Raw genomic sequence first — 25,298 nt, forward strand, 5'->3', positions numbered from 1 at the left:
TTGGGCCCTTGCCTAACCGAACGGATAGCTACTGGGTAGTCGCTGTTCAGCTGTTCTGGCCACGTTCGCGGGCAATGGCGCGGTAGCCGATGTCCTTGCGGTAGAAACAGCCGTTCCAGTTGATCCTGGCGGCCAGTTTATACGCCTGCTGTTGGGCGGCATCGACACTGGCGCCCATGGCGGTGGCACACAACACACGGCCGCCGGCAGTGACGGCCTGGCCATCCTTGAGCGCCGTGCCTGCGTGGAACACCTTGCCTTCCAGCGTAGCCGCCGCGTCCAGGCCTTCGATCACGTCGCCCTTAGCGTAGTCGGCAGGGTAGCCGCCGGCCGCCAGCACAATGCCGACACTCGGACGTGGGTCCCACTGAGCTTCAACCTTGTCCAGGGCCTGGGCCAGGGCGGCCTCCACCAGCAGTACCAGGCTCGATTGCAGGCGCAGCATCACCGGTTGGGTTTCCGGGTCGCCGAAGCGGCAGTTGAACTCGATGACTTTGGGGTTACCGGCTTTGTCGATCATCAGGCCGGCGTAGAGAAAACCGGTGTACACGTTGCCTTCGTCGGCCATGCCGCGCACGGTCGGCCAGATCACCAGGTCCATGACGCGCTGGTGCACGTCGGCGGTGACCACCGGTGCCGGGGAGTAGGCGCCCATGCCGCCGGTATTCGGGCCGGTATCGCCGTCGCCGACGCGCTTGTGGTCCTGGCTGGTGGCCATTGGCAGCACGTTCTTGCCGTCGACCATCACGATGAAGCTGGCTTCTTCGCCGTCGAGGAATTCTTCGATGACGACACGCGAACCCGCCTCCCCGAAGGCGTTGCCGGCAAGCATGTCGCGCACGGCGTCTTCGGCTTCCTGCAGGGTCATCGCGACGATCACGCCTTTACCGGCGGCCAGGCCGTCGGCCTTGATCACGATTGGCGCACCTTTTTCACGCAGGTAAGCCAGGGCCGGCTCGATCTCGGTGAAGTTCTGGTAATCGGCGGTCGGGATCTTGTGGCGGGCCAGGAAATCCTTGGTAAAGGCTTTCGAACCTTCCAATTGCGCAGCACCGGCGGTGGGGCCGAAGCAGTCCAGGCCACGGCTGCGGAACAGGTCCACCACACCGGCTACCAGCGGTACTTCCGGGCCGACGATGGTCAGGGACACGTTTTTTTCGGCGAAGTCGGCCAGTTGCTCAAGGGCCAGTACGTCGATCGCGACGTTTTCACACTTGGCTTCGATAGCGGTGCCGGCGTTGCCGGGGGCGACGAAAACTGTCTGGACGCGAGGGTCCTGGGCAACTTTCCAGGCCAGGGCGTGTTCACGGCCGCCGCTGCCGATGATCAAAACATTCAAGTCAGACTCCTTCAAAGGAAGTTAAAAGCTGCAAGCGGCAAGTTAAAAGCAATCTGCATTGCCTCACCCTACGTTGCGCAGCCTCTAATGAATAAGGCTGCAAGCGAAAGTAAAAGCGATCCCGGTCTACTCTTACTTGCCGCTTGCAGCTATAAGCTCGCTACTTCACGCAGTGGATCAGTGGCGGAAGTGGCGCATGCCGGTGAAGACCATGGCAATGCCAGCTTCGTCGGCCGCGGCAATCACTTCGGCGTCGCGCATCGAGCCGCCCGGCTGGATCACGGCGGTGACGCCGGCCTTGGCGGCGTTGTCCAGACCGTCGCGGAACGGGAAGAACGCATCGGAAGCCATCACCGAACCCGCTACCTGCAAACCGGCGTGTTCAGCCTTGATCGCGGCGATACGCGCCGAGTTCACACGGCTCATCTGGCCGGCGCCGACACCGATGGTCTGGCGGTTCTTGGCGTAGACGATGGCGTTGGATTTAACGTACTTGGCCACTTTCCAGGCGAAGATCAGGTCGTGGATCTCCTGTTCGGTCGGTGCCCGCCGGGTTACCACTTTCAGGTCGTCGGCGCCGATCATGCCGATGTCGCGGCTCTGGACCAGCAGGCCGCCATTGACACGCTTGTAGTCCCAGGCCGCTGCGCGGTCAGCCGACCACTCGCCGCAGGCCAGCAGGCGCACATTGGCTTTCGCTGCAACGATGGCGCGAGCTTCTTCACTGACGCTTGGGGCGATGATCACTTCAACGAACTGACGGTCGACGATGGCCTTGGCGGTCTCAGCGTCCAGTTCACGGTTGAAGGCGATGATGCCGCCGAAGGCCGACTCGGTGTCGGTGGCGTAGGCCAGTTCGTAGGCCTGGCGAATGCCGCCTTCGGCATCCGGGCTGACGGCCACGCCGCACGGGTTGGCGTGTTTGACGATGACGCAGGCCGGCTTGACGAAGCTCTTGACGCATTCGAGCGCAGCGTCGGTGTCGGCCACGTTGTTGTAGGACAGCTCCTTGCCTTGCAGTTGGGTCGCGGTGGCGATGCCCACTTCGGCCGGCTTGGCTTCCACGTAGAACGCCGCGCTCTGGTGCGGGTTCTCGCCGTAGCGCATTTCCTGGGCCTTGATGAACTGGCTGTTGAAGGTGCGCGGGAACTGGCTGCGGCCTTCCGTGCTGAGGGTTTCGGCGGCCTGGTTCACGGTGCCCATGTAGTTGGCGATCATGCCGTCGTAGGCGGCGGTGTGTTCGAACGCCTTGAGCATCAGGTCGAAACGCTGGGCGTAGGTCAGGCCCCCGGCTTTCAGGCTTTCGAGTACCTGGGCGTAGTCACTGGCATTGACCACGATGGCCACGTCTTTGTGGTTCTTGGCGGCCGAGCGGACCATGGTCGGGCCGCCGATATCGATGTTTTCGATGGCGGTCGGCAAGTCGCAGCCTGGTTTGTTGATGGTGGCTTCGAACGGGTAGAGGTTAACGGCCACCAGGTCGATCGGCTTGATACCGTGCTCGCTCATGATGGCGTCGTCGATGCCGCGACGGCCGAGGATGCCACCGTGGATTTTCGGGTGCAGGGTCTTGACCCGGCCATCCATCATTTCTGCGAATCCGGTGTAGTCCGCCACTTCCACTGCGGCCACGCCGTTGTCCTGCAGCAGTTTGAAGGTCCCGCCCGTGGAGAGGATTTCCACACCCAGGGCTTCCAGCTCCCGGGCAAATTCGAGGATCCCGGTCTTGTCGGAGACACTGATCAAGGCGCGGCGGATCGGCAGGCGGGTGGTCTGGTCGGTCATTTCAATTTCCATCAAAAGCAAGGGAGTCAGCAAAAAAGGCGACCGTTTTTACGCGGGCGCCTTTCTGGTTGGATTGAATGCTTACAGCAAATCGTACTGCTTGAGCTTTTTGCGCAGGGTCCCACGGTTGAGGCCCAGCAGCTCGCTGGCTTTGGTCTGGTTGCCCTTGACGTAGTTCATCACGCTTTCGAGCAAGGGTGCCTCGACTTCGGAGAGCACCAGGTTGTAGACGTCCGTGACGGAAGCGCCTTCCAGGTGGGCGAAATAATTGTGCAGCGCCTTCTCGACACTCCCGCGAAGGGTCTGGCCTTCTTCGCTCGGCGTGTTGAGGTGCTGTTTCAAATTGACGTTGTCGCTCACGGGTGCTGTTCCACTCACTAAAGTCTCGGTCATCATCGTCATGCGGCCACCCCCTCTCCGTCCCCTGTCACCAGGCTCTTGTAACGTCCGGCGAAGAACTCACGAACGTTGGCGCACTGTGCTTCCGTATCATCCAAACGATTGAAGTGGGCGCGAAACTCCTTGGCGCCCGGCAAGGTTGCGAGATACCAGCCGACATGCTTGCGAGCAATGCGTACTCCCATCACGTCTCCATAGAAGGCGTGCAGGGCGGCCAGATGCTCTAGCAGAATGCGTTCCACCTCGATCAGCTCCGGTGCCGGCAAGGTTTCGCCGGTACGCAGGAAGTGCTCGATCTCACGAAAAATCCACGGCCGCCCCTGGGCGGCACGGCCAATCAACAGGCCATCGGCACCGGTCGCGTGAAGTACGCGCCGGGCTTTCTCGGCGGAGTCGATGTCGCCATTGGCAAACACCGGCATCGACACCGCCTGCTTGATCGCGGCGATGGTGTCGTACTCGGCTTCACCGGTGTAAAGGTCGGCGCGGGTGCGGCCATGCACCGCCAGCGCTGTAATGCCTGCCTGTTCGGCGATCTTCGCCACCGTCAGGCCGTTCTTGTTGTCCCGGTCCCAGCCGGTGCGAATCTTCAGGGTCACCGGCACATCGACTGCGGCGACAACGGCCTGCAGGATCTCGGCAACCAACTGCTCATCCTTCAACAACGCGGAACCGGCGGCCTTGTTGCAGACCTTCTTGGCCGGGCAGCCCATGTTGATATCGATGATCTGCGCACCCAGCTCCACATTGGCTCGGGCCGCATCCGCCAGCATCTGCGCATCACCCCCGGCGATCTGCACCGAGCGCGGCTCGGGATCACCTTCGTGGATCATGCGCATCCGCGACTTGCGGGTGTTCCACAGACTCATGTCGCTGGTGACCATTTCCGACACGACCAGCCCGGCGCCCAATCGTTTGCACAGCTGACGAAAGGGCTGGTCGGTGACGCCCGCCATGGGGGCGAGAATCAAGCCGTTCTGCAATGTATATGGGCCGATGCGTACCGCCGACATAGGACTTCCCTGTTGTGGGGCCGGATCATTAGAGTTCGAAAAAGGGTTGGCATGATACCCGCTCTCGATGACTGGATAAAGGCTGAATTGGATAAAATCTGAACAGTTATTTCTTTATCGCCGCCGGTTTGGTTGGCCGGCGCGCAGTCAATATTCCACCGTCAGGTTTCGGTGGCCGAGCCGATTTACTCGGGCGAGTGGAAGCTCAGGCTGTAATTCACGGCTTTATTGCCCGGATCAAGGATATCGAGGGAGATGTGGATCGGGGTCTGTGATGGCATTTCGCTAACGCCGGCCAGTTCACCACTGAGGTATTCGGCGGGCTTGAACCGACGACTGGCGATCAGGCCACCGTTGAGGTCGGCGAAACGCAGCTCCAGCAGCGGGAAGGGCTGGGAGAAGGTCGCGCGGTTATAGATGATCGCGTCCACCACCAACGCCCCGGCGAATTCCGGGTGGCTGCGCACCACCAGATTGCTGCTCTTGATATGGGCGATATCGACCCGCGACGGCACCGTGCAGCCCAATGTGGGGCACAGTTGCTGGAACCACGGGCGATAAGCGTCCTGGCGGGCCAGGTCGTCGAATTGATAAGCGATGTACTGGCCGACCAGGCCGGCGGCGGCGATCAGTACCAGCAGTATCCAGACCAGGCGGCGGCCCAGGCTTGACGGGCGTTTTTGTGCGTAGAGGTGCAGCGGGTCGTCTTCCAGGTCCTGGAGCACGTCGTCGTGGGCACCGGTCGACGCGCGGGTGCGCCTGCGGCGCGGTTGAGGGCGCTCTTCGGGCTCCGCCTCGGAGGCTTCGTGGAGGACGGGAGTCAAGGGTGGGTCGAGCTCGTCATCGTCGCGGGGCGTGCCCAGCGGCGGCCCATCTTCGATGTCGTCGGCGTGAGGTGACATCGACGGTTCGGTGCGTGCTCGGGTGGCAGCCGTTTTTTTCGCTTCGTATTCGTCTTCGTCGGGTTGGCTGCGCGCTTCAGAAGGTTCGCTGAACAGGCTGGCGGCCCACTTTTCCTCATCGGCCTTGAGGCTATCGCGGCTGGCGCTGAGCGGTTCTTCCTTGTGCCGACGGTCGCCCGGCTGGCGGCGGTCTGCGCTCACCGGCAGGGCGGGCTGCGGGGCGCGCCGCTCCAGCTTGGCCAGTTCTTCGTCCAGGTCCAGATTGTCCAGGTCCAGCTCTTCGGCGTTCCACTGCTTCTGGCTGATCGCGCGCGGCGCCTCGGGGGCGGCTTGCGCGACCGTCGGTACTTCGGATGTCGGCGCAGGGGCGTGGGTGGCGCGCTGCTCCAGCAATTGGCGGGCAGCGTTGAACACTTGCAGGCACGAGCCGCAGCGAACCACGCCGCGGGCCACGCTCAATTGAGCATGGTTGACGCGAAAGCGGGTCTGGCAATGCGGGCACTGGGTGACGAAACTGTCGGTCATGCGGCCATCCGATTCAGGCAAGCGCTCATTCTAGCGCCGACGACCGCTGATGCGTACCCAGCCGTCGCGTTCAGCGATCGGGTCCAGGTCAAAGTCCTGGGCGTAAGCGGCGGCGACTTCCTCACCCTGTTCGGCCAGGATGCCCGACAGCGCCAGGCGGCCGCCCGACCTGACCAGGCTCGACAGCTGCGGCGCCAGGGACACCAGCGGCCCGGCGAGGATATTGGCCACCAGTACATCGGCCTGCACCTGGGGCAAATCCTGCGGTAGGTAAAGCGGGAATTTGCCTTCAGGAATGTTGTTGCGCCCGGCGTTATCGCGCGACGCTTCCAGCGCCTGCACGTCGATATCGGTGCCGACGGCTTGCTTGGCGCCCAGCAGCAGGGCGGCAATGGCCAGGATGCCCGAGCCGCAGCCGAAGTCCAGCACGTTGCTGTCGCGCAGCTCCTGGCCGTCGAGCCACTCCAGGCACAGGGCAGTGGTGGGGTGGGTGCCGGTGCCGAAGGCCAGGCCCGGGTCGAGCAGCAGGTTCACCGCGTCCGGCTCCGGGGCCGCGTGCCAGCTCGGCACGATCCACAGGCGCTGGCCGAAACGCATGGGCTGGAAGTTGTCCATCCAGCTGCGTTCCCAGTCCTGGTCTTCGATCACTTCGCTGTGATGCTCCGGCAGCGGGCTGCCGGTGAGCAGTTCCAGATGGGCCAGTACGCTGGCGGCTTCGGTGCCGCCTTCAAACAGCGCCAGCAAATGGGTGTGGGACCACAGCGGGGTGGTGTTCAGCTCGGGCTCGAAGATCGGCTGGTCTTCGGCGTCCATGAAGGTCACCGACACGGCGCCCACTTCGAGGAATGCGTCTTCGTAGGTTTCGGCTTGTTCTGGGCTGATGGCGAGACGGACTTGCAGCCAAGGCATGGCGGGCACCTTTGAAAATAATGAGTGTGCGACGGCGGGGTCGCGAAAGCGCGCAAGTTTACGCGAGCGGCGGGCAGAAGACGACACTGCTGACTGCACGCCGGTCAAATGTGGGGCTGCCCCTGCCACCTTTGGAGTGTGTACTTTTTCAAAATAGAGGGCCCACAAACAACAAAACCGCCCGAAGGCGGTTTTGTTGGGTGGAGCACTTACTGGTTGGCCAGCTTGTGTTCCAGGTAGTGAATGTTCACACCACCTTCGCAGAAGCCTTCATCGCGGACCAGGTCCCGGTGCAGCGGGATGTTGGTCTTGATCCCGTCGACCACGATTTCGTCCAGAGCGTTGCGCATGCGGGCCATGGCCTCATCGCGGGTGGCGCCCCAGGTGATCAGCTTGCCGATCAGCGAGTCGTAGTTGGACGGAACCTTGTAGCCGCTGTACAGGTGCGAATCGACGCGAACGCCGTTGCCGCCCGGTGCATGGAAATGCTTGACCAGGCCTGGACTCGGAATAAAGGTTTTCGGGTCTTCGGCGTTGATTCGGCACTCCAGGGAGTGGCCGTGCAACTTCACGTCGTCCTGGGTGTAGGACAGTGGGTTGCCGGCGGCGATGCTGAGCATCTCCTTGACGATGTCGATACCGGTAACCATTTCCGACACCGGGTGCTCTACCTGAACGCGCGTGTTCATCTCGATGAAGTAGAAACGACCTGCTTCATAGAGGAACTCGAACGTACCGGCGCCACGGTAGTTGATGTCGATGCACGCTTTGACGCAGCGTGCCAGCACTTCCTGGCGTGCTTTCTCGTCCAGGCCCGGTGCCGGGGCTTCTTCCAATACCTTCTGGTGACGGCGTTGCAGCGAGCAATCGCGGTCGCCCAGGTGGATGGCGTGGCCCTGGCCGTCGGACAATACCTGCACTTCCACGTGACGTGGATTGGTCAGGTACTTCTCCAGGTAGACCATCGGGTTGCCGAACCAGGCAGCCGCTTCGGAGCGAGTCTGCTTGGCCGCTTCGATCAGGTCTTCTTCCTTGTGCACCACGCGCATGCCGCGACCACCACCGCCACCGGCGGCCTTGATGATCACCGGGTAGCCGACTTCGCGACCAATGCGCAGTGCGGTTTCCTCGTCCTCAGGCAATGGGCCATCGGAACCTGGAACGGTTGGCACGCCGGCGGCGATCATGGCGTCCTTGGCCGATACCTTGTCGCCCATCAGGCGAATGGTTTCGGCTTTCGGGCCGATGAAGGCAAACCCGGACTTTTCCACCTGTTCGGCGAAATCGGCGTTTTCCGCGAGGAAGCCGTAGCCTGGATGGATGCCGTCAGCGCCGGTCACTTCCGCGGCAGCGATGATGTTCGAGACTTTCAGGTACGAGTTCGTGGCCAGTGGCGGGCCGATGCAGATGCTCTCGTCCGCCAGTTTCACGTGCATCAGTTCGGTATCGGCCGTCGAGTAAACAGCGACGGTCTTGATGCCCTCTTCCTTACAGGCGCGCAGGATACGCAGCGCGATCTCGCCGCGGTTGGCGATCAGGACTTTTTGCAGTTTCTTCGCAGGTTTCAACATCGAAGGTGCTCCGCGGTTCAAACGATGGTGAACAGCGGCTGGTCGTACTCAACCGGCTGACCGTTTTCTACCAGGATGGATTCGATCACGCCGGCTTTTTCAGCGGTGATGTGGTTCATCATTTTCATCGCTTCGACGATGCAGATGGTGTCGCCCACTTTCACGGTCTTGCCCACTTCAACGAAGGCTGGCGAGGTCGGTGCCGGGGTGCGGTAGAAAGTACCGACCATTGGCGACTTGACCACGAAACCGTTCAGCACAGGAGCTGCCGGTGCGGCAGGAGCAGCCGGGGCAGCCGGTGCAGCGGCTGGTGCCGCAGCGGCCGGAGCCGGTGCTTGCATCTGCGGGGCATAGAATTGTTGAGCCGGGGTCTTGCTGTGGCGGCTGATCCGTACGGACTCTTCGCCTTCCTTGATTTCCAGCTCGTCGATACCGGATTCTTCCAGCAGTTCGATCAACTTCTTAACTTTACGGATATCCATGAATCATCAACTCCCAAGGGTCGGTCAGGGGCGCTTGGCCGGTTGTTCAAGCTGTTCCAGGGCGGCCTCCAGGGCCAGTCGGTAACCGCTGGCGCCAAGGCCGCAGATCACTCCTACCGCTACGTCGGAGAAGTAAGAGTGATGGCGGAAAGGTTCGCGTTTGTGCACGTTCGACAGATGCACTTCGATGAATGGGATGCTCACCGCCAGCAGCGCGTCACGTAATGCAACGCTTGTGTGCGTAAAAGCGGCGGGATTGATCAGGATAAAGTCCACGCCTTCGCCGCGCGCGGCATGGATTCGATCAATCAATTCGTACTCGGCATTGCTTTGCAGGTATTGCAGATGGTGGCCGGCATCACGGGCTCTCTGTTCCAGATCGAGGTTGATCTGATCGAGGGTCACTGCCCCGTAGACGCCCGGTTCACGGGTGCCAAGCAGGTTCAGGTTGGGTCCGTGAAGAACCAGTAAGGTCGCCATCGGCTGTTCCTTGTTATGGAGGTGGGTACGTCAGAACCCGGCGACTATGCCGTAAAGCCTTTGTGACTGTCCAGTTCTACGCAGTAGGCGGCACGATTAGCGAGGATAGCGCGAAATTTGTGACTGGGGGCCAGTATCCGGTCATAGGCGACACGTCCTTGAACCCTATGGAGATCAAGTGTGGGAGGGGGCTTGCCCCCTCCCACATTGATATGACGCTGGATCCGGTTAGACGCGGAATGCCTGTACGGCGGTATTGAGCTGCCCACCCAGCACCAGCAGGTGCTCGCCCTGGCTGCGGCCCTGGCCGATGCGCAGCAGATTATCCTCACCCAACTGATGAATCCTCTCGCTGTTATCGCGGATTTCGCTTACCGCATCACGTTGCTGCGCGGTGACATCGGCGATGCGCACGGCGGTATCGGAAATGGTCTGGATCGCGCCGACGATTTCATCCAGTGCGCCGTCGGCCGCCTGGGCCTGCTGGGCGGTGGCTTCGGCGTGCTCGACCTGGGCGCGCATGCCTTCCACCGATTGGTGAGCGGCGCTTTGCAGACCGGCGATCAGGCCCTGGATTTCGGCGGTGGCGCCGGCGGTGCGCTGGGCCAGGGAGCGCACTTCGTCCGCGACCACCGCAAAACCACGTCCGGCTTCACCGGCGCGGGCGGCTTCGATGGCTGCGTTCAGCGCCAGCAGGTTGGTCTGGTCGGCGATCGAGCGGATCACCGTAAGTACGCCGCCGATAGTGGCGGATTCTTCAGCGAGTTTTTCGATCATCTGCGCGTTTTGCTGCACTTCACCGACGAGGGCATGCAGCCCGGTCAAGCTCAGGCCGATCACCCGCTGGCCTTGTTCCACCGCCTGGCCCGCGCTGCGGCTGGCGCCGGCGGCCTGGCTGGCGTCGCCGGCCACTTGCTGAATGGTCGCTTCCAGTTCACCCAGGGAATCGCGGATCTGCGCGGTGTCGCCGGCCTGGCGCTCGGCGCCGTCATGCAGGCCGCTGCTCAGTTCGGCGAGCGTGCGGCTGCTGCCGGCGACTTCCTCGGCATTCCCGCGAATAGTGCCCACCAGGTCCACCAGATAAGCGCGCAAGCGGTTCAGGGAGGCTTCGATATCGTGCAGTTCGCGGTTGGTCTTGCCCAGGGCAATCGGCTGGCTGAAGTCGCCCTCGGCCCAGGTCGACAGAGCGGGCGCCAGGCTGGTCAATACCCGGGCCAGGCGCCGCTGCAGGGTGTCGATCAACAGCGCGATCAGCAGGATCAGGCCAATCATCATGCCTTGCATCAGGCGCACTTCGCTCTGGATTTTGCCATGCTGCGCGCGCACCACCGGCTCCAGCCCGGCAATGGCTTGCTGCACGGCGTTGATTTTCAGGTGCGTGGCGGCGGCTAGGTCGGCGCGCTGCTGGATCTGGGTACGGGTGCGCTTGAGTTCGGCGGGATAGCGGGTCAACAGGCTGTTGAGTTCGCGCTTGAGGTCGACGCCGGTGTCCTGAGCTTCGGTTTTTTCGGTGTTTTCCAGGCCCATCAGCGCGGAGAAATCATCGGTGTTGGATTCGGTGCTGGCTTTCACACCCAGTAATGGCAACTGTTCCAGCAGGTCGGCCTGGCCACGGATCTGGCCCAGTTCGCGCTCCACATCCTCGGCCAGCTCGGCGCGTCCGCTGCTGACCAGTTTGTCGCGGGCCAGTGAGAGTTTGCCCAAGTGCTGGGAAGCGGCCAGCAGCGCTGGCAGGTAGCGTGCAGCTTCCGGCGAGTTCACGCCCGTGGCGTACTGGCTCAGCTGTTCCAGGTTCGCACCCAGCTCACGCTCGGCCTGCACCAACAAGGCTTGCGGATCGCCAGCCAACTTGCCGGCGGCAAGCAGGTCGGTTTTGCTGAAGGCGTCCAGTTCCACCAGGCTGGGGCGCAGGCTCTGCGCCAGTTCGGCCGGCAGTTCGTGCAATTGTTGCAGCAACCCTTCCAGGCTTTGGCTGGCGCCGCTCAAACGCAGCGCATCGCCATTGGCCAGATAGTCCTCGATATTGCGTGCCGCCTGGTTCTGAAAGGTCTGCGACAGGCTCAGGTAGCGTTCCATCAGCAGATAAGGGCGCTCCAGGGCGCGTTGCGACCACCACAGGGTCGCCCCGAGGGCCAGGCACACGGCCACTAACAGGAGGGTGTTGAGATTGGTCAGCAGCTTCAGGCGCATGCGAGGTTTCAGCCGGCAGCAAAAGATAAGTGCCTGAAGTTATTGCGTTTCTATTACAGCGTTATGACGGAGTCGGTGGATTCCGATGAAAAGATGGCACTTTGCTTTGATGTGCGCGCCGCCTGTACGCGGTTGCGTCCGCCGTCCTTGGCGCGGTACAGCGCCTCGTCGGCCTGGGCGGCCATCATCAGGCTGTCGGAACCGTCGCACAGCTCAACCAGGCCGGCGCTGAAGGTGCACCACAAATCCTGAGGCTGAGCCGGGTAGTGGATTTCGGCAAAACGTTCGCGAATTTCATCCAGCACCTTGCAGGCCGATTCCAGGTCGGTATCGGGCATCACGATGGCGAACTCCTCGCCGCCGTAGCGCCCGATAAAGTCGGTCTTGCGCAAACGTTGCTTGAGAAACAGCGCCAGACTCTTGATTACGCGGTCGCCCATCGGGTGGCCATGGCTGTCATTGACGCGCTTGAAATGGTCGATATCGAGCATCGCAAAGCTCAACGGCTTGTTCTCGCGGCGCGCGCGGAAGCTGCAGTCTTCAAGCAGTTGCAGGATATGGGTGTGGTTGTACAGGCCGGTCAGGCTGTCGCGCACCATTCGCGCCTTGAGGTGCCGGGCGCGTGCTGCGCGATTGCGCACGGTGGTGATCAGGTGGCGCGGCTTGATCGGTTTGGTGAGGAAGTCGTCGCCGCCCTCACTCATGGCGTCCAGTTGTTTGTCCAGGTCATCTTCGGCCGACAGGTAGATGATCGGCACGCTCACATAACGGTCGTTATGGCGGATCACCTTGGCCAGCTCGGTGCCGGTGCAGGCGGGCATGTACATGTCGAGGATGATCAGGTCAGGCTGGAAGTCCGCCAGTTCGGCCATGGCCTGGATCGGCTCGATCAATGTGCGGGTGACGATACCGGCACTGTTGAGCAGGCGCTCGGTGTGCAGGGCCTGGGCCCGCGAGTCGTCGATAATCAGCACTTTATAAGGGTCGTACTGAGCGACGCAGGTCAGCACTTCAATCTTTTCCAGCAGGCTGGACGCTTCCAGCGTGCCGGTCAGGAACTCCTGGCCGCCGGCGCGTACGGCGGCCAGGCGCGTGGGCGTGTCGGTTTCGTGCAGGCTGAAAAACAGCAGCGGCAGCTTGTGCTCCAGGCCTTCCTGGGCTTCGGCGGCGAGCGTAAGGCCCAGGCCGGCGCCGCAGAAATCCACATCCATCACAATCGCCGACGGCAGGCGCTCGGCCATCGACGCGCGAAACGCCGCCACGCTGTCCAACGACTGGGCGCTCAAGCCAAAGAATTCCAATTGCTTGGCCAGGCGTTCGGCGCGGTCGTGATCGGCCAGCATCACGTAGATCGGCTTGCGCATCGGCGGCAGTAAGGTTTGCTCCAACTGGTCGCCCTGGCGCAGGCCGGTGCGCGACAGGCGCTGCATCAGTCGGTTGAGCTCAGTGATCAACTGACTGCTCAGACGGCCGCGGTTTTCATCCACAGCCCTGAGGGATTCGCCGATACGGTGCGCCAACTGACCGTGCTCGGGCTGTTCGAAACGCTCGGCAAAGCGCAGCAGGCGCAGGTTCGCGTCGTTGAGCTCGGAGAGGTCTGCATTCGACCATTCGCTGCGTTGCAGGCGCTGCCAGATCTCAAGAATTTGACGTGCCTGATGAATTACCCGCTGGGCAAAGTGCTGCTTGAGGCGCTCACGGCTGGGGTCTTCTGGCTCGGTCATATCCTGACTACTGGTGAGGGTGCATGCTGAGGGCGACTGATGGCTCTATGCTAGCACCTCTTGATCAAGCGGATGAGTGTCATACGTCAATTAACTGCGTGTCTTTGCTATTCAGTTAATGACTGGCTGGTCGCGTGGGTGCAAAAGCGTGCATCCTTTATAGTCGAACACGGCCGGTGCGCCAGTTTGGATAAAAGCGCCGCGCCGACGGGCACGATGGGGTAGGGTTGTGGTCGGAGTGTTTGAACGCACGCCATCAATTCAAGTGCATGAACTCAAGTGATTGAAAGGATATCGCCATGCTGGACTGGAAAAACCGTGCAGGCAGTGCCAAAGGCCCTGTGCCTGAGCCCAAGTCAACCAACCGCGGCTATTTTCGTACGCTGCTGATGAGCCGTGCGGTACTCAGCCTGCTCGGCGTGTACCTGCTGGTCACCGGCGCTCTGGGTTGGTACTGGAGCGAAGAGCCTGCGCTGTTTCCGGTGCAGCAAAATGCGCAGATCGCCGCCGAAAAGGACGGCAAGCAGATGGTGGTGGGCTTCACCACCGTCGAAACCCTCAAGAGCGTGGTCGGCACGCTGCTTAACAAGCCCGGCGGTTATATTTCCAACGATCGTTTCCCGCCTGGTCTGTGGATGGACAACATGCCCAGCTGGGAGTACGGCGTGCTGGTGCAGGTGCGGGACCTGACCCGCGCTCTGCGTAAAGACTTCGCCCGCTCTCAGTCGCAGTCCGCCGAAGACGCCGATCTGGCCAAGGCCGAGCCGCGTTTCAATTTCGATAACAAAAGCTGGGTACTGCCATCCAGTGAGTCCGAGTACCAGGAAGGGATCAATTCCCTCAGCCGTTATGAAGCGCGTCTGTCCGACCCCAACCAGCGCGGCGCCCTGTTCTACGCCCGTGCCGACAACCTGAACAACTGGCTGGGGGATGTGGCTACTCGCCTGGGTTCGTTGTCGCAGCGCCTGTCCGCCAGCGTCGGCCGGGTCAAGCTCAATACCGCGCTGAAAACCGAAGCCCTGGCACCGGGTGAAGTACCGCAGGTCGATGAAGAAGTGGTGGAAACCCCATGGATGCAGATCGACAACGTGTTCTATGAGGCCCGTGGTCAGGCCTGGGCCTTGTCTCACCTGCTGCGTGCGATTGAAGTCGACTTCGCCGACGTACTGGCCAAGAAGAACGCCACGGTCAGCGTGCGCCAGATCATTCGTGAGCTGGAAGCCTCGCAGGAACCGGTTTGGAGTCCTATGATTCTTAACGGCAGTGGCTTCGGCGTACTGGCGAACCATTCGCTGGTGATGGCCAATTACATTTCCCGGGCAAACGCTGCAGTGATCGATTTGCGTCAGCTCCTCAATCAGGGTTGATGATGGACGTTACTCCACGGGAGGCCGCTCACCGGGTGGCCTCCGATGCTGAACTGATCTGTTGGGTGGATGAGCAGGACAACCTGCTCGGCCATCTGGTCAGGTCAGACTTGCGCAAGCGCGGCCTTATCGGCCGTTGCACCTTTATCTTCCTGTTCAACCGCGCCGGTGAACTCTGCGTGCACCGCCGCACTCTGAGCAAAGCCCTGTATCCAGGATTCTGGGACACTGCGGCCGGTGGGATGGTCGCGGCCGGTGAGACTTATGGTGAATCGGCGGCCCGCGAGCTGGAGGAGGAACTCGGAGTCAGTGGCGTGGCGTTGACCGAGCATGACCATTTCTATTTCGAGCAGGACGGCAGCCGGCTCTGGTGCAAGTCCTACTCCGCCGTGTGGGATGGGCCCCTGCGGTTGCAGCCGGAAGAGGTGATGGAGGCGCGTTTTCTACCCATCAGGAAAGTCTTGCGCGATGCCAGGAAAAAACCTTACTGCCCGGACGCCCAGGAGGGCCTGCGCCGCTATCTGGCCTTGCGTCGCTAAACTTGCATGAATTGGCGCTATTTGGCTCTTAGCAAGCGTGCTTTTTGCCGTTACACTGCGCGACTTTTCACCCGAACCGCCTTGGCGTGTCGGTAGCGCTGCCCCTGCCTGAGTGGGGTTTCGCGGTCGGTCGTCCGTTACGAGGGCCGATCAGTCTTTGTCCTCCCAAGAGGATTGCCGGTGGCCAAAAAAGCCGCATCCTTCGCCGCCCTTGGTGGCCTGGTATTTTCCACCGACGCAGGTCGCCACTGCCCGGACTGTCGTCAGCCCGTGGACGCCTGCATCTGCAAACAGACCCTGATCCCGGAAGGCGACGGTATCGCCCGCGTGCGCCGCGAGAGCAAGGGCCGTGGCGGCAAGACGGTGACCACCATCACCGGCGTGCCGTTGGCCGCGGAGCCGCTCAAGGAGCTGGCCACCACGCTGAAAAAGCGCTGTGGCACCGGTGGCGCCTTGAAAGACGGGATCATCGAGATTCAGGGCGATCACGTCGAACTGCTGTTGGCCGAGCTGATCAAGCTTGGTTACAAGGCCAAGAAGTCCGGCGGCTGAGCCTCTTCCCGACCTGTGTCTAAACTCTGTCCTGCGAGTGGGGTCTACCTCTCTTACAGGCAAATCGTCATTTTCATTCTTTAGACTGCGCCGGCCTCGAACCCGAGGCGGTGTCTTCGACTTCATTTATAGGGGACTTCGATGTCCGTACGACGCACACGCAAAGACGATGGCAGCCAATGGACAGTTGCGGACAGCCGCAGTGTTTACGGGATTCGCCATTGGGGGGCCGGGTATTTCGCGATCAATGATGCCGGTCGCGTTGAAGTCCGTCCGAACGGTCCCGACAGCACGCCCGTCGATCTCTACGAGCAGGTCGACGAGTTGCGCAAGAGCGGCCTGTCGCTGCCGCTGCTGGTGCGTTTTCCCGATATCCTGCAAGACCGCGTGCGCCAACTGACCGGTGCATTCGACGCTAACATTGCGCGCTTGGAATATCAGAGCCAGTACACCGCGCTGTACCCGATCAAGGTTAACCAGCAGGAAGCGGTGATCGAAAACATCATCGCCACGCAGAACGTCTCCATCGGCCTGGAAGCCGGCTCCAAACCCGAGCTGCTGGCCGTGCTGGCGCTGGCACCAAAAGGCGGCACCATCGTCTGCAACGGTTACAAGGACCGTGAGTTCATCCGCCTGGCGCTGATGGGCCAGAAGTTGGGCCACAACGTATTTATCGTGATCGAAAAAGAATCCGAAGTCGGCCTGGTGATCGAAGAGGCGGCGAGCCTCAAGGTCAAGCCTCAGGTTGGCCTGCGCGTGCGCTTGTCGTCCCTGGCGTCGAGCAAATGGGCGGACACCGGTGGCGAGAAGTCCAAGTTCGGTTTGTCGGCCGCGCAACTGCTCTCCGTGGTCGAGCGCTTCCGCGCCGCCGGGCTGGACCAGGGCATTCGCCTGCTGCACTTTCACATGGGCTCGCAGATCGCCAACCTGGCGGACTACCAGCACGGTTTCAAGGAAGCCATCCGGTACTACGGCGAGCTGCGCAACCTCGGTTTGCCGGTGGATCACATCGACGTCGGCGGTGGCCTGGGTGTGGATTACGACGGCACCCACTCGCGTAACGCCAGCTCCATCAACTACGACATGGACGACTACGCCGGCGTGGTCGTGGGCATGCTCAAGGAATTCTGCGACGCGCAGAGCCTGCCGCACCCGCACATCTTCTCCGAAAGCGGTCGCTCGCTGACCGCCCACCACGCCATGCTGGTGGTGCAGGTAACCGACGTCGAAAAACACAACGACGAAATCCCGCTGATCGAAAACAAGGAAAGCCTGCCGGAAACCGTGCAATGGCTGGTGGATCTGCTGGGCCCGACCGACATTGAGATGGTCACCGAAACCTACTGGCGCGCCACCCACTATATGAGCGACGTGGCCGCCCAGTACGCCGACGGCAAACTGACCCTGGCGGAAAAGGCCCTGGCCGAACAATGCTACTTCGCCGTGTGCCGTCGCCTGCATAACTCGTTGAAAGCCCGTCAACGCTCGCACCGCCAGGTGCTGGACGAACTCAACGACAAGCTGGCCGACAAGTACATCTGCAACTTCTCGGTGTTCCAGAGCCTGCCGGACACCTGGGCCATCGGCCAGGTGCTGCCGATCTTGCCGCTGCACCGTCTGGACGAGGAGCCGCTGCGCCGCGCCGTGCTGCAAGACCTGACCTGCGACTCCGACGGCAAGATCAAACAATACGTCGACGAACAGAGCATCGAAACCAGCCTGCCGGTACATGCCCTGAACGAAGGCGAGGACTACCTGCTGGGTATCTTCCTGGTCGGCGCCTACCAGGAAATCCTCGGCGACATGCACAACCTGTTCGGCGATACCGACTCGGTGAACATCTACCAGCGTGAAGACGGCTCGGTGTACAGCGCCGGGATCGAAACCCACGACACCATCGAAGACATGCTGCGCTATGTGCATTTGTCGCCGGAGGAGTTGATGACGCATTACCGTGACAAGTGCGCCAGCGCCAAGATCAGCGCATCGGAGCGTACCCAGTTCCTCGACGCGTTGCGTCTGGGGCTGACGCGGTCTTCGTACCTGTCTTCCTGATATCGGTTCAGCGTTTAACAAGGGCTGCAGTTAACACTGCGGCCCTTTTTTATGGAGTTGGCGGTCAAGTGCCGGTTCCAAGGCACCTTTCATCTGCGCAGCGATAAGTAAACGGTCAATATACGACGACGCACAAGTTGACCGAACAGCCGCCGGGATTGAACTTGAGATTGAATCGGTCAATCTTGTCGCGGTTGCTATCTTCCGGCATTACGGTTAATCCGAAGCTATTGATGGGTAGGTCGATTGTTGCGTTCGGCGCGAGGGGATGGACGTCAGAACGCTGGCTGACTATTACAGTGGAACTGCCGGCATTGCTTACCCGCATGGTTCCCTCAACGCTGTTGGGGCCTCCAGCGGTGCATCCGGCGATCGTTGCCAGGGTGCACGCTGTGACGATCCATAGTGCGGTAACGCTTATGTGTTTTGTGATGTTCATATTCGACTCTCCAGGAAGGTAGGGGGTGGATACCTCCCTGGCTATTCAACCCCCGGGTCGTCGGTTTGTAACCTGTCAGAAGTAACAGGTAGGGGATTAATGACGGGTGCCGATCCATTGTTCCTGCCGGTTCAGCCGCCAGGCGATCGCCCACAGCGTCAGGCTGCGTATCGCCATGAACAGCAGGAAGGTTATCCACAAGCCGTGATTGCCCAGCCCCTGCAACGCCCAGGCAAACGGCGACACCATCAGCACCGTCAGCAGCATTGCGTTGCGCATCTCCCGAGCCCGCGTTGCACCAATAAACAGCCCATCCAGCAAATAACTCCACACCGCAATCAACGGCAATACCGCCAGGTAAGGCAGGTAGATATCAGCCGTTTCGCGCACGCTGGGGATATCGGTCTGCATGGCGATAAACAGATGGCCGGCGACGGTGAACAACAATGCAAATCCAAGGCTGGCGATCAGTGACCAACCACCGGCCACCACCAGCGAACGGCGCAGGGATTGCCGGTCGCGGGCGCCGATGGCGTGGCCGCACAGCGCTTCGACGGCGTGGGCCAGGCCGTCCAAAGCGTGGGCGGTCAGCAGCAGGCCGTTGAGCAGCAGCGCGTTGGCCGCCACGGTGGCGTCGCCCAGGCGTGCGCCTTGCACGGTGATCATGAAAAACACCGACTGCAACGCCAGGCTGCGGATAAAAATGTCGCGGTTCACCGCCAGCAACGGGCGCCAGCTCTCCCATCGTTTCAATGCGGCCCAGGCGATATGCCCTGGGTAGGCGCGCAGGGCCTTTTGCGTAAGGGCCAGGCCGAGCAGGGCACCGGTCCATTCGGCGATCACCGAGGCGCGGGCGGAGCCGACCACGCCCCAATCCAAACCCAGCACAAACCACAGGTTCAAGGCGATGTTCACCAAGTTGGTGGTCAGCAGAATCGCCAGCGGCGCGCGAGCGTTCTGTGTGCCGAGGAACCAGCCGACCAGGGCATAGCTGGCCAGCGCGGCGGGCAGACCGAACAGGCGAGTGTGGAAGAAATCGCGGGTCAGTTGGTTCAGTTCGGGCGAGGGCTGCATCCATTCCAGGGCCAGGTGGCTCAGGGGAGTGCCCACGGTGCCGAGCAGCATTGCCAGGCCCAGCGCCAGCAGCAAACCTTGCAGCAGAATTTGCCGCAGTGCCGCACCATCCTTGCGCCCGGCGGCCTGGGCGGCAAAACCGGTGGAGCCCATGCGCAGAAACCCCATGGCCCAGGCCAGGAAGGTATACAAGCTGGCCCCGACGGCCACGGCGCCCAGTTGGTGGGCATGGGGCAGGTGGCCGATGACCATGCTGTCGACCAGGGCAACCAACGGCACCGAGATGTTCGACAGAATCATCGGCGCAGCCAGGGCCCATACGCGGCGGTGGGTGGGGCGGTCGCGCCAGTCGGTCAGTAAGGTGGACATGCAGGCTCCTTGGGGGAACGACATTGTAACCATCCATTAGCCCTGCAGCAGAGCCAATGTGGGAGGCGGCTGTGGGATTTGGCTGGGGGGTTCAAACGGCTGCGAACCAACCCACCCTCCGTCGGTCAATGTGACCAGTGCCACACCAGCCCCGCTCGGGCTGATATATAGTTCACGCCCCGGTTTCCTCTGACAACGAGTGCCCCAATGCTTAACAAAGGACTGTTCCTGGCTTGCGCGCTGGCCCTGCTGAGTGCCTGCGATTCCTCCGACAAACCTGCTGCGCCGACCGCCCCCGCAGCCGCCACCAGCACCGCGCCCAAGCCGGTCAAGGCGGCAGTGGATGTGGCGGCGCTGAAGCAACGGTACGCTGGGCGTGAGTTGAGCGTGGTGGACGTGTCCGAGGTGCAGCTGGACGGTGCCAGCACGTTATCGGTGAGCTTCTCCATTCCTCTGGACCCGGAGCAGAAGTTCGCCGACAAACTGCATCTGGTCGACAGCAAGTCCGGCAAGGTCGACGGCGCCTGGGAGCTGTCCGACAACCTCATGGAACTGCGCCTGCGCCACCTCGAGCCGCAGCGCAAACTGGTGCTCACCGTCGACGCCGGGCTCAAGGCCGTCAACGATAATAAACTCGCCGCCGAGTACATCGCCCGCCTGGAAACCCGCGACCTGCAAGCCACCGTCGGCTTCGCCAGTCGCGGCACCCTGCTGCCGACGCGCCTGGCAGAAGGCCTGCCGGTGATCGCGCTGAACGTCGACAAGATCGACGTCGAATTCTTCCGCATCAAGCCCGAGTCCCTGCCGTCGTTCCTGGCTCAGTGGGGGCGCAATACCAGCCTGCAAAGCTATGAGTCCCGTGAGTTGCTGCCCATGGCCGACCTGGTCTATGGCGGGCGTTTCGACCTCAACCCGGCGCGCAACACCCGCGAAACCCTGCTGCTGCCGATTGCTGGCCTCAAGCAATTGCAGCAGCCGGGGGTGTATCTGGCGGTGATGCGAGCATCGGGCACTTACAACTATTCTCAGCCGGCCACGCTGTTCACCTTGAGTGACATCGGCCTTTCCGTGCATCGCTATAGCAATCGTCTCGACGTCTTTACCCAGGCCCTGGAAGGCGGCAAGGCCCTGAACGACGTGGACCTGGAAGTGCTGGACGCCGATGGCCGCGTGCTGGCCCAGGGCAAGACCGAAAAGGGCGGCCATGCGCAATTGCCGCTGCCGAAAAAAGCCCAGGTGTTGCTGGCCAAGCAAGGTGAGCAGACCAGCCTGCTGCGCCTGGACAGCGCCGCCCTCGACCTGGCCGAGTTCGACATCGGCGGCCAACCGTCCCATCCCTTGCAATTCTTTGTGTTCGGCCCGCGCGACCTGTATCGCCCCGGCGAAACCGTGCTGCTCAACGCCTTGCTGCGCGACAAGGACGGCAACGCGGTCAAGCCGCAGCCGGTGAGCGTCGAAGTGCGGCGCCCGGATGAACAGGTCAGCCGCAAATTCGTCTGGGATGCCGACGCATCCGGCCTCTATCAATACGCCCTGCAATTGGCCGGTGAAGCGCCGACCGGGCGCTGGCAACTGGTGTTCGACCTGGGCGACGGCAAGCCGCAGCTTTACGAATTCCTGGTCGAAGACTTCCTGCCCGAACGCCTGGCCCTGGAACTCAAGGGCAGCGACACGCCGCTGAGCCCGGCGGACAGCCCGCAGATCCAGCTCACGGGGCGCTATCTCTACGGCGCGCCGGCCTCGGGCAACCGCATCAGCGGACAGGTGTATGTGCGGCCGCTGCGCGAGGCGGTCAAATCGCTGCCGGGCTACGAGTTCGGCTCCGTCACCGAGGAGGATCTGAGCCAGGACTTCGAGATCGACGAAAGCGTGCTTGACGCCAAGGGCCATGAAGTCCTGAGCATGGAGAGCAAATGGGCCGAGGCCAAGTCGCCGCTGCAATTGATTGTGCAGGCCAGCCTGCATGAGTCGGGCGGGCGGCCGATCACTCGACGCCTGGTGCAGCCGATCTGGCCAGCCAAGCAACTGCCGGGCCTGCGTGGGCTGTTTGACGGCAAGGAAACCAATGGCGACGGCCCGGCGGAATTCGAAGTGCTGCTCGCCAACCAGGAAGGCCAGAAGCTCGCCGCGCCCAACCTCAAGGTACGCCTGGTGCGCGAGCGCCGTGACTACTACTGGAACTACTCCGACAGCGACGGCTGGAGCTATCACTACAACGAGAAATTCCTCAACCTCGACGAGCAAACCTTGAACATCAAGGCCGGCGACACCGCCAAGGTCAGCTTCCAGGTGGAATGGGGCCCGTACCGCGTCGAGGTCGAAGACCCGCAGACCGGCCTGGTCAGCAGCCTGCGTTTTTGGGCCGGTTATCAGGCCCAGGACAATACCGAAGGCGGCGCGGTGCGCCCCGACCAGGTCAAGCTGGCGCTGGACAAACCGGCCTATGGCGATGGCGACACCGCTAACGTCACGGTCACGCCGCCGGCCGCGGGCAAGGGCTACCTGCTGGTGGAATCCGCCGAAGGGCCGCTGTGGTGGCAGGAAATCGACGTGCCGGCCGAAGGCAAAAGCTTTGCCGTGAAGCTTGATCCGAAATGGTCGCGTCATGACCTGTACGTCAGCGCCCTGGTGATTCGTCCCGGCGAACGCAAAGCCAATATCACCCCCAAACGTGCGGTGGGCCTGCTGCACCTGCCGCTGGACCGCACCCAGCGCAAGCTCGGCGTGACCCTCACCGCACCGGAAAAAATGCGTCCCAAGCAACCGCTGACGGTGAAAGTCGCCGCCCGGAATGCCGATGGCAGCGTGCCGAAACAGGTGCATGTACTGGTGGCGGCAGTGGACGTGGGCATCCTCAACATTACCGAATACCCGACGCCGGACCCGTACGCCAGCCTGTTCGGCCGCAAGGCCTATGGCGTGGATCAGTTCGATATCTACGGCCAGTTGATCGAAGCCGGGCAAGGCCGTCTGGCCAGCCTGGCGTTCGGCGGTGACGCGGCGTTGGCCAAGGGGGGCAAGCGCCCGGACACCAGCGTGACCATCGTCGCCCTGCAAAGCGCGCCGGTGACTTTGAATGACAAGGGCGAGGGTGAAGTCAGCGTCAATATTCCCGACTTCAACGGCGAACTGCGCCTGATGGCCCAGGCCTGGAGCGATGACCGCTACGGCATGGCCGAAGCCAGGACGGTGATCGCCGCGCCGCTGGTGGCCGAACTGTCGGCGCCGCGCTTCCTGGCCGGCGGCGATCAGACGACCCTGGCGCTGGACCTGTCCAACCTGTCGGGCAAGGCGCAGAAACTCGATGTGCAACTGAGTGCCGAAGGCCAACTGGAACTGGTCAATGCCGGCGCGCAATCGGTGGAACTGAAACAAGGCCAGCGCACCACGCTGCGCATCCCGGTCAAAGCCTGGGGCGGGCTGGGACAGGGCAAGCTCAAGGTGACGGTCAACGGGCTGGACCTGCCGGGCGAACAATTGCCGCCGTTCAGCCGCGAATGGACCCTGGGCGTGCGCCCGGCTTATCCGGCGCTGCTCAAGCATTACCGCGCGGTGCTCAAGAACGAGCCGTGGAGCCTGCCCGTCGGCACGCTGGACCAGTTCGATGCCTCGGGGCGTGAGGCCTTGTTGAGCCTGTCGAGCCGGCCGCCGCTGAACCTGGGCGCGCAGATCAGTGCGCTCAAGGCCTATCCGTATGGTTGCCTGGAACAAACCGCCAGCGGCTTGTACCCCTCGCTGTATGCCGACGACGCGTTGCTCAAGCGCCTGGGCGTCAAGGGTGAGCCGGATGCCGAGCGCAAGCGCAAGATCGAGCTGGGCATCGAGCGCCTGCTGGGCATGCAACGCTACAACGGCAGCTTTGGCCTGTGGGGCGCCGACGGCGAAGAGGAATATTGGCTGACCGCTTACGTCACCGACTTCCTGTTGCGCGCCCGTGACCAGGGTTTTGCCGTACCGGCCGAAGCCCTGAAAAAAGCCAGCGAGCGCCTGCTGCGTTACGTGCAGGAGCGTAACCTGATCGACGTCGACTACAGCGACAACGCCGACCACACCCGCTTCGCCGTGCAGGCCTACGCCGGCATGGTCCTGGCGCGCAGCCAGCAGGCGCCGTTGGGGGCCTTGCGCAGTATTTTCGAACGGCGCAGCGACGCGCGTTCCGGGCTGCCGCTGGTGCAATTGGCGATTGCCCTGCAAAAGATGGGCGACCAACCGCGTGCCGACCAAGCTTTGCTCGCCGGCCTGGCCGCACAACGCAATACCAAGGAGTGGCTGGCCGACTACGGCAGCCCGCTGCGCGACCAGGCGATGATTCTGGCGTTGCTTGAGGAAAATGACCTGGCCAAGGGCAAGCGTGAGGAGCGGTTGTTCACCTTGTCCGATCAACTGGCGGCCAGCCCGTACCTGTCGACCCAGGAGCGCAATTCGCTGTTCCTCGCCGGCCGCCTGGGGTTCGCGCAACCCGAGGCGAACTGGCAGGTGTCGCTTACCGGCAGTGGCGGGGTGCATGAATTGAATAATCAGCAGCCGACGCTGGCGCTCGAAGGCAAACTATTGTCCGGCGATCTGGCCCTGAGTAATCAAGGCGACACGCCGGTGTACCAGCAGTTGACCCTCTCGGGTTATCCACAAATGCCGCCGACGGCGGCGGGCGACAACCTCAATATCCGGCGCGAATACCTGGGCATGAACGGCCAGCCGTTGAACCTGCGCAACCTCAACAGCGGCGACCTGGTGCTGGTGCATGTGGCGGTCAGCGCCAAGCAGCGGGTGCCGGACGCACTGGTGGTAGACCTGCTGCCGGCGGGCCTGGAACTGGAAAACCAGAACCTGGCGCAAAGCGCCGCCAGCCTGGAAAACGCCAGCAGCCAAGTGAAGGAATGGCGTGAGTCGATGCAGAACGCATCGCTCAAGCATCAGGAGTTCCGCGATGATCGCTATGTGGCGGCACTGAACCTGGACAGCGATGTCACCACGCACCTGCTGTATCTGGCGCGTGCCGTGACGCCGGGCATCTATCGCGTGCCGCCGCCGCAGGTGGAGTCGATGTATCGGCCGAATTGGCAGGCGGTGGGTGACACCCCGGCGGACCTGGTGATCAAGGGGCGCTGATTTCTCAACGTGGGATCGGAACTGATGTGGGAGGTGGCAAGCCCTCCTCCCACAGCGGCGGTGACAGTCTTGGGGGTCAGTGCACGACCCAACTGAGCAGCCACAGGCCGAGCATCAGCCAGATGATGCCCATGATTATTGACGCCCGCATAAAGGCGCGAACGGCCGAGTAGAGCAGCATCAGGCCGATGATCAGGGTGATGATGCTGATGATCGACGTGTCCATGCCCAAGGTGCGGGACAGACCCTCGACAAAGTTACTGCCGGCGTGGGTCAGGGCACCGAACAGTCCGCTGAGGCCATCGACGATAAAGCGGATGACGGAACCGAGCGCCTGGCCCAGCCATTCGAAGAAGCTTTCTACCTGCATGTGAGTGTCCTGATCAGAAGGTGGGCGTGTGTGTGCCTTTGGTTGTAATTGCAGCGGGCTAGTTCCCCACAAGCATAGAGGTTTGCCGGTTTGAGGTTTCGTTTA

Annotated in this window: 18 protein-coding genes and 1 pseudogene; 5 read left to right on the forward strand and 14 right to left on the reverse strand. The window is 62.2% G+C overall.

Features of this window, described 5'->3' with window-relative positions; translation table 11 throughout:
• Positions 1 to 46: 46 nt before the first annotated feature.
• The 11 genes and pseudogenes from purD to QRN10_RS23000 form a co-directional block, all read right to left on the reverse strand.
• Positions 47 to 1,339 (reverse strand): phosphoribosylamine--glycine ligase, encoded by a 1,293-nt coding sequence (gene purD / locus QRN10_RS22950; protein WP_285429222.1) that lies wholly within the window; start codon positions 1,337 to 1,339, stop codon positions 47 to 49.
• 177 nt (positions 1,340 to 1,516) lie between these two features.
• On the reverse strand, positions 1,517 to 3,124 hold the full coding sequence (gene purH, locus QRN10_RS22955; protein ID WP_181080891.1) for a bifunctional phosphoribosylaminoimidazolecarboxamide formyltransferase/IMP cyclohydrolase: 1,608 nt from the start codon (positions 3,122 to 3,124) through the stop codon (positions 1,517 to 1,519).
• 81 nt (positions 3,125 to 3,205) lie between these two features.
• Positions 3,206 to 3,526: a DNA-binding transcriptional regulator Fis gene (fis, locus tag QRN10_RS22960; RefSeq protein ID WP_003221275.1), complete on the reverse strand. Its 321-nt coding sequence runs from the start codon at positions 3,524 to 3,526 to the stop codon at positions 3,206 to 3,208.
• Complete coding sequence (dusB, locus tag QRN10_RS22965; RefSeq protein ID WP_034136704.1) at positions 3,523 to 4,536, reverse strand: tRNA dihydrouridine synthase DusB; 1,014 nt, start codon at positions 4,534 to 4,536, stop codon at positions 3,523 to 3,525. The genes fis and dusB overlap by 4 nt, the downstream gene beginning before the upstream one ends.
• A 185-nt stretch (positions 4,537 to 4,721) precedes the next feature.
• Positions 4,722 to 5,963, reverse strand: a complete 1,242-nt coding sequence (locus tag QRN10_RS22970) for a DUF3426 domain-containing protein (RefSeq protein ID WP_285429223.1) — start codon at positions 5,961 to 5,963, stop codon at positions 4,722 to 4,724.
• A 30-nt stretch (positions 5,964 to 5,993) separates the two neighbouring features.
• The gene (gene prmA / locus QRN10_RS22975) at positions 5,994 to 6,872 is read right to left on the reverse strand and encodes a 50S ribosomal protein L11 methyltransferase (RefSeq protein ID WP_181080888.1); all 879 of its coding nucleotides are present in this window, start codon (positions 6,870 to 6,872) and stop codon (positions 5,994 to 5,996) included.
• A 209-nt stretch (positions 6,873 to 7,081) separates the two neighbouring features.
• Positions 7,082 to 8,443 (reverse strand): acetyl-CoA carboxylase biotin carboxylase subunit, encoded by a 1,362-nt coding sequence (gene accC / locus QRN10_RS22980; RefSeq protein WP_181080887.1) that lies wholly within the window; start codon positions 8,441 to 8,443, stop codon positions 7,082 to 7,084.
• A 17-nt stretch (positions 8,444 to 8,460) separates the two neighbouring features.
• Positions 8,461 to 8,925: an acetyl-CoA carboxylase biotin carboxyl carrier protein gene (accB, locus tag QRN10_RS22985; RefSeq protein WP_181080886.1), complete on the reverse strand. Its 465-nt coding sequence runs from the start codon at positions 8,923 to 8,925 to the stop codon at positions 8,461 to 8,463.
• Positions 8,926 to 8,949: 24 nt separating this feature from the next.
• Entirely contained in the window at positions 8,950 to 9,405 is a 456-nt protein-coding gene (aroQ, locus tag QRN10_RS22990; RefSeq protein WP_034095685.1) for a type II 3-dehydroquinate dehydratase, read from the reverse strand.
• A gap of 228 nt (positions 9,406 to 9,633) precedes the next feature.
• A pseudogene (locus QRN10_RS25425) lies at positions 9,634 to 10,149 on the reverse strand (methyl-accepting chemotaxis protein); the annotation flags it as partial.
• A gap of 1,499 nt (positions 10,150 to 11,648) precedes the next feature.
• Positions 11,649 to 13,319, reverse strand: coding sequence for a response regulator (locus tag QRN10_RS23000; protein WP_181080884.1), 1,671 nt, complete (start codon positions 13,317 to 13,319; stop codon positions 11,649 to 11,651).
• Between the two features lie 389 nt (positions 13,320 to 13,708).
• Here QRN10_RS23000 and QRN10_RS23005 point away from each other — a divergent pair, with 389 nt between their 5' ends.
• From QRN10_RS23005 to speA, 4 genes are all read left to right on the forward strand, one after another.
• Positions 13,709 to 14,686, forward strand: a complete 978-nt coding sequence (locus QRN10_RS23005) for a DUF2333 family protein (protein ID WP_370694758.1) — start codon at positions 13,709 to 13,711, stop codon at positions 14,684 to 14,686.
• A 2-nt stretch (positions 14,687 to 14,688) separates the two neighbouring features.
• Complete coding sequence (locus tag QRN10_RS23010) at positions 14,689 to 15,225, forward strand: NUDIX hydrolase (RefSeq protein WP_285429244.1); 537 nt, start codon at positions 14,689 to 14,691, stop codon at positions 15,223 to 15,225.
• 180 nt (positions 15,226 to 15,405) lie between these two features.
• Positions 15,406 to 15,777: a translation initiation factor Sui1 gene (locus tag QRN10_RS23015; RefSeq protein WP_181080881.1), complete on the forward strand. Its 372-nt coding sequence runs from the start codon at positions 15,406 to 15,408 to the stop codon at positions 15,775 to 15,777.
• A 141-nt stretch (positions 15,778 to 15,918) separates the two neighbouring features.
• Positions 15,919 to 17,832: an arginine decarboxylase gene (gene speA, locus QRN10_RS23020; protein ID WP_181080880.1), complete on the forward strand. Its 1,914-nt coding sequence runs from the start codon at positions 15,919 to 15,921 to the stop codon at positions 17,830 to 17,832.
• A 115-nt stretch (positions 17,833 to 17,947) separates the two neighbouring features.
• Here speA and QRN10_RS23025 read toward each other — a convergent pair whose 3' ends face one another.
• Both QRN10_RS23025 and QRN10_RS23030 read right to left on the reverse strand, forming a co-directional pair.
• Complete coding sequence (locus tag QRN10_RS23025; protein ID WP_253510262.1) at positions 17,948 to 18,271, reverse strand: hypothetical protein; 324 nt, start codon at positions 18,269 to 18,271, stop codon at positions 17,948 to 17,950.
• 96 nt (positions 18,272 to 18,367) lie between these two features.
• Positions 18,368 to 19,714, reverse strand: a complete 1,347-nt coding sequence (locus tag QRN10_RS23030; protein ID WP_253510264.1) for an MATE family efflux transporter — start codon at positions 19,712 to 19,714, stop codon at positions 18,368 to 18,370.
• Positions 19,715 to 19,921: 207 nt separating this feature from the next.
• On the opposite strand from QRN10_RS23030, the gene QRN10_RS23035 reads away from it, so the two are divergent.
• Complete coding sequence (locus QRN10_RS23035; RefSeq protein ID WP_285429225.1) at positions 19,922 to 24,823, forward strand: alpha-2-macroglobulin family protein; 4,902 nt, start codon at positions 19,922 to 19,924, stop codon at positions 24,821 to 24,823.
• Positions 24,824 to 24,899: 76 nt separating this feature from the next.
• Here QRN10_RS23035 and QRN10_RS23040 read toward each other — a convergent pair whose 3' ends face one another.
• Positions 24,900 to 25,193 (reverse strand): hypothetical protein, encoded by a 294-nt coding sequence (locus QRN10_RS23040; RefSeq protein ID WP_034095695.1) that lies wholly within the window; start codon positions 25,191 to 25,193, stop codon positions 24,900 to 24,902.
• Positions 25,194 to 25,298 lie beyond the last annotated feature (105 nt).

Source organism: Pseudomonas sp. lyk4-R2A-8, assembly GCF_030209095.1.
GTDB lineage: Bacteria > Pseudomonadota > Gammaproteobacteria > Pseudomonadales > Pseudomonadaceae > Aquipseudomonas > Aquipseudomonas quebecensis.

Bases quoted from the DNA above. Each gene is read 5' to 3' on its own strand.
- purH (WP_181080891.1), bottom strand. From the start codon at position 3,124: ATGACCGACCAGACCACCCGCCTGCCGATCCGCCGCGCCTTGATCAGT.
- fis (WP_003221275.1), bottom strand. From the start codon at position 3,526: ATGACGATGATGACCGAGACTTTAGTGAGTGGAACAGCACCCGTGAGC.
- dusB (WP_034136704.1), bottom strand. From the start codon at position 4,536: ATGTCGGCGGTACGCATCGGCCCATATACATTGCAGAACGGCTTGATT.
- QRN10_RS22970 (WP_285429223.1), bottom strand. From the start codon at position 5,963: ATGACCGACAGTTTCGTCACCCAGTGCCCGCATTGCCAGACCCGCTTT.
- prmA (WP_181080888.1), bottom strand. From the start codon at position 6,872: ATGCCTTGGCTGCAAGTCCGTCTCGCCATCAGCCCAGAACAAGCCGAA.
- accC (WP_181080887.1), bottom strand. From the start codon at position 8,443: ATGTTGAAACCTGCGAAGAAACTGCAAAAAGTCCTGATCGCCAACCGC.
- accB (WP_181080886.1), bottom strand. From the start codon at position 8,925: ATGGATATCCGTAAAGTTAAGAAGTTGATCGAACTGCTGGAAGAATCC.
- aroQ (WP_034095685.1), bottom strand. From the start codon at position 9,405: ATGGCGACCTTACTGGTTCTTCACGGACCCAACCTGAACCTGCTTGGC.
- QRN10_RS23000 (WP_181080884.1), bottom strand. From the start codon at position 13,319: ATGACCGAGCCAGAAGACCCCAGCCGTGAGCGCCTCAAGCAGCACTTT.
- QRN10_RS23005 (WP_370694758.1), top strand. From the start codon at position 13,709: ATGAGCCGTGCGGTACTCAGCCTGCTCGGCGTGTACCTGCTGGTCACC.
- QRN10_RS23010 (WP_285429244.1), top strand. From the start codon at position 14,689: ATGGACGTTACTCCACGGGAGGCCGCTCACCGGGTGGCCTCCGATGCT.
- speA (WP_181080880.1), top strand. From the start codon at position 15,919: ATGTCCGTACGACGCACACGCAAAGACGATGGCAGCCAATGGACAGTT.
- QRN10_RS23025 (WP_253510262.1), bottom strand. From the start codon at position 18,271: ATGAACATCACAAAACACATAAGCGTTACCGCACTATGGATCGTCACA.
- QRN10_RS23030 (WP_253510264.1), bottom strand. From the start codon at position 19,714: ATGTCCACCTTACTGACCGACTGGCGCGACCGCCCCACCCACCGCCGC.
- QRN10_RS23035 (WP_285429225.1), top strand. From the start codon at position 19,922: ATGCTTAACAAAGGACTGTTCCTGGCTTGCGCGCTGGCCCTGCTGAGT.
- QRN10_RS23040 (WP_034095695.1), bottom strand. From the start codon at position 25,193: ATGCAGGTAGAAAGCTTCTTCGAATGGCTGGGCCAGGCGCTCGGTTCC.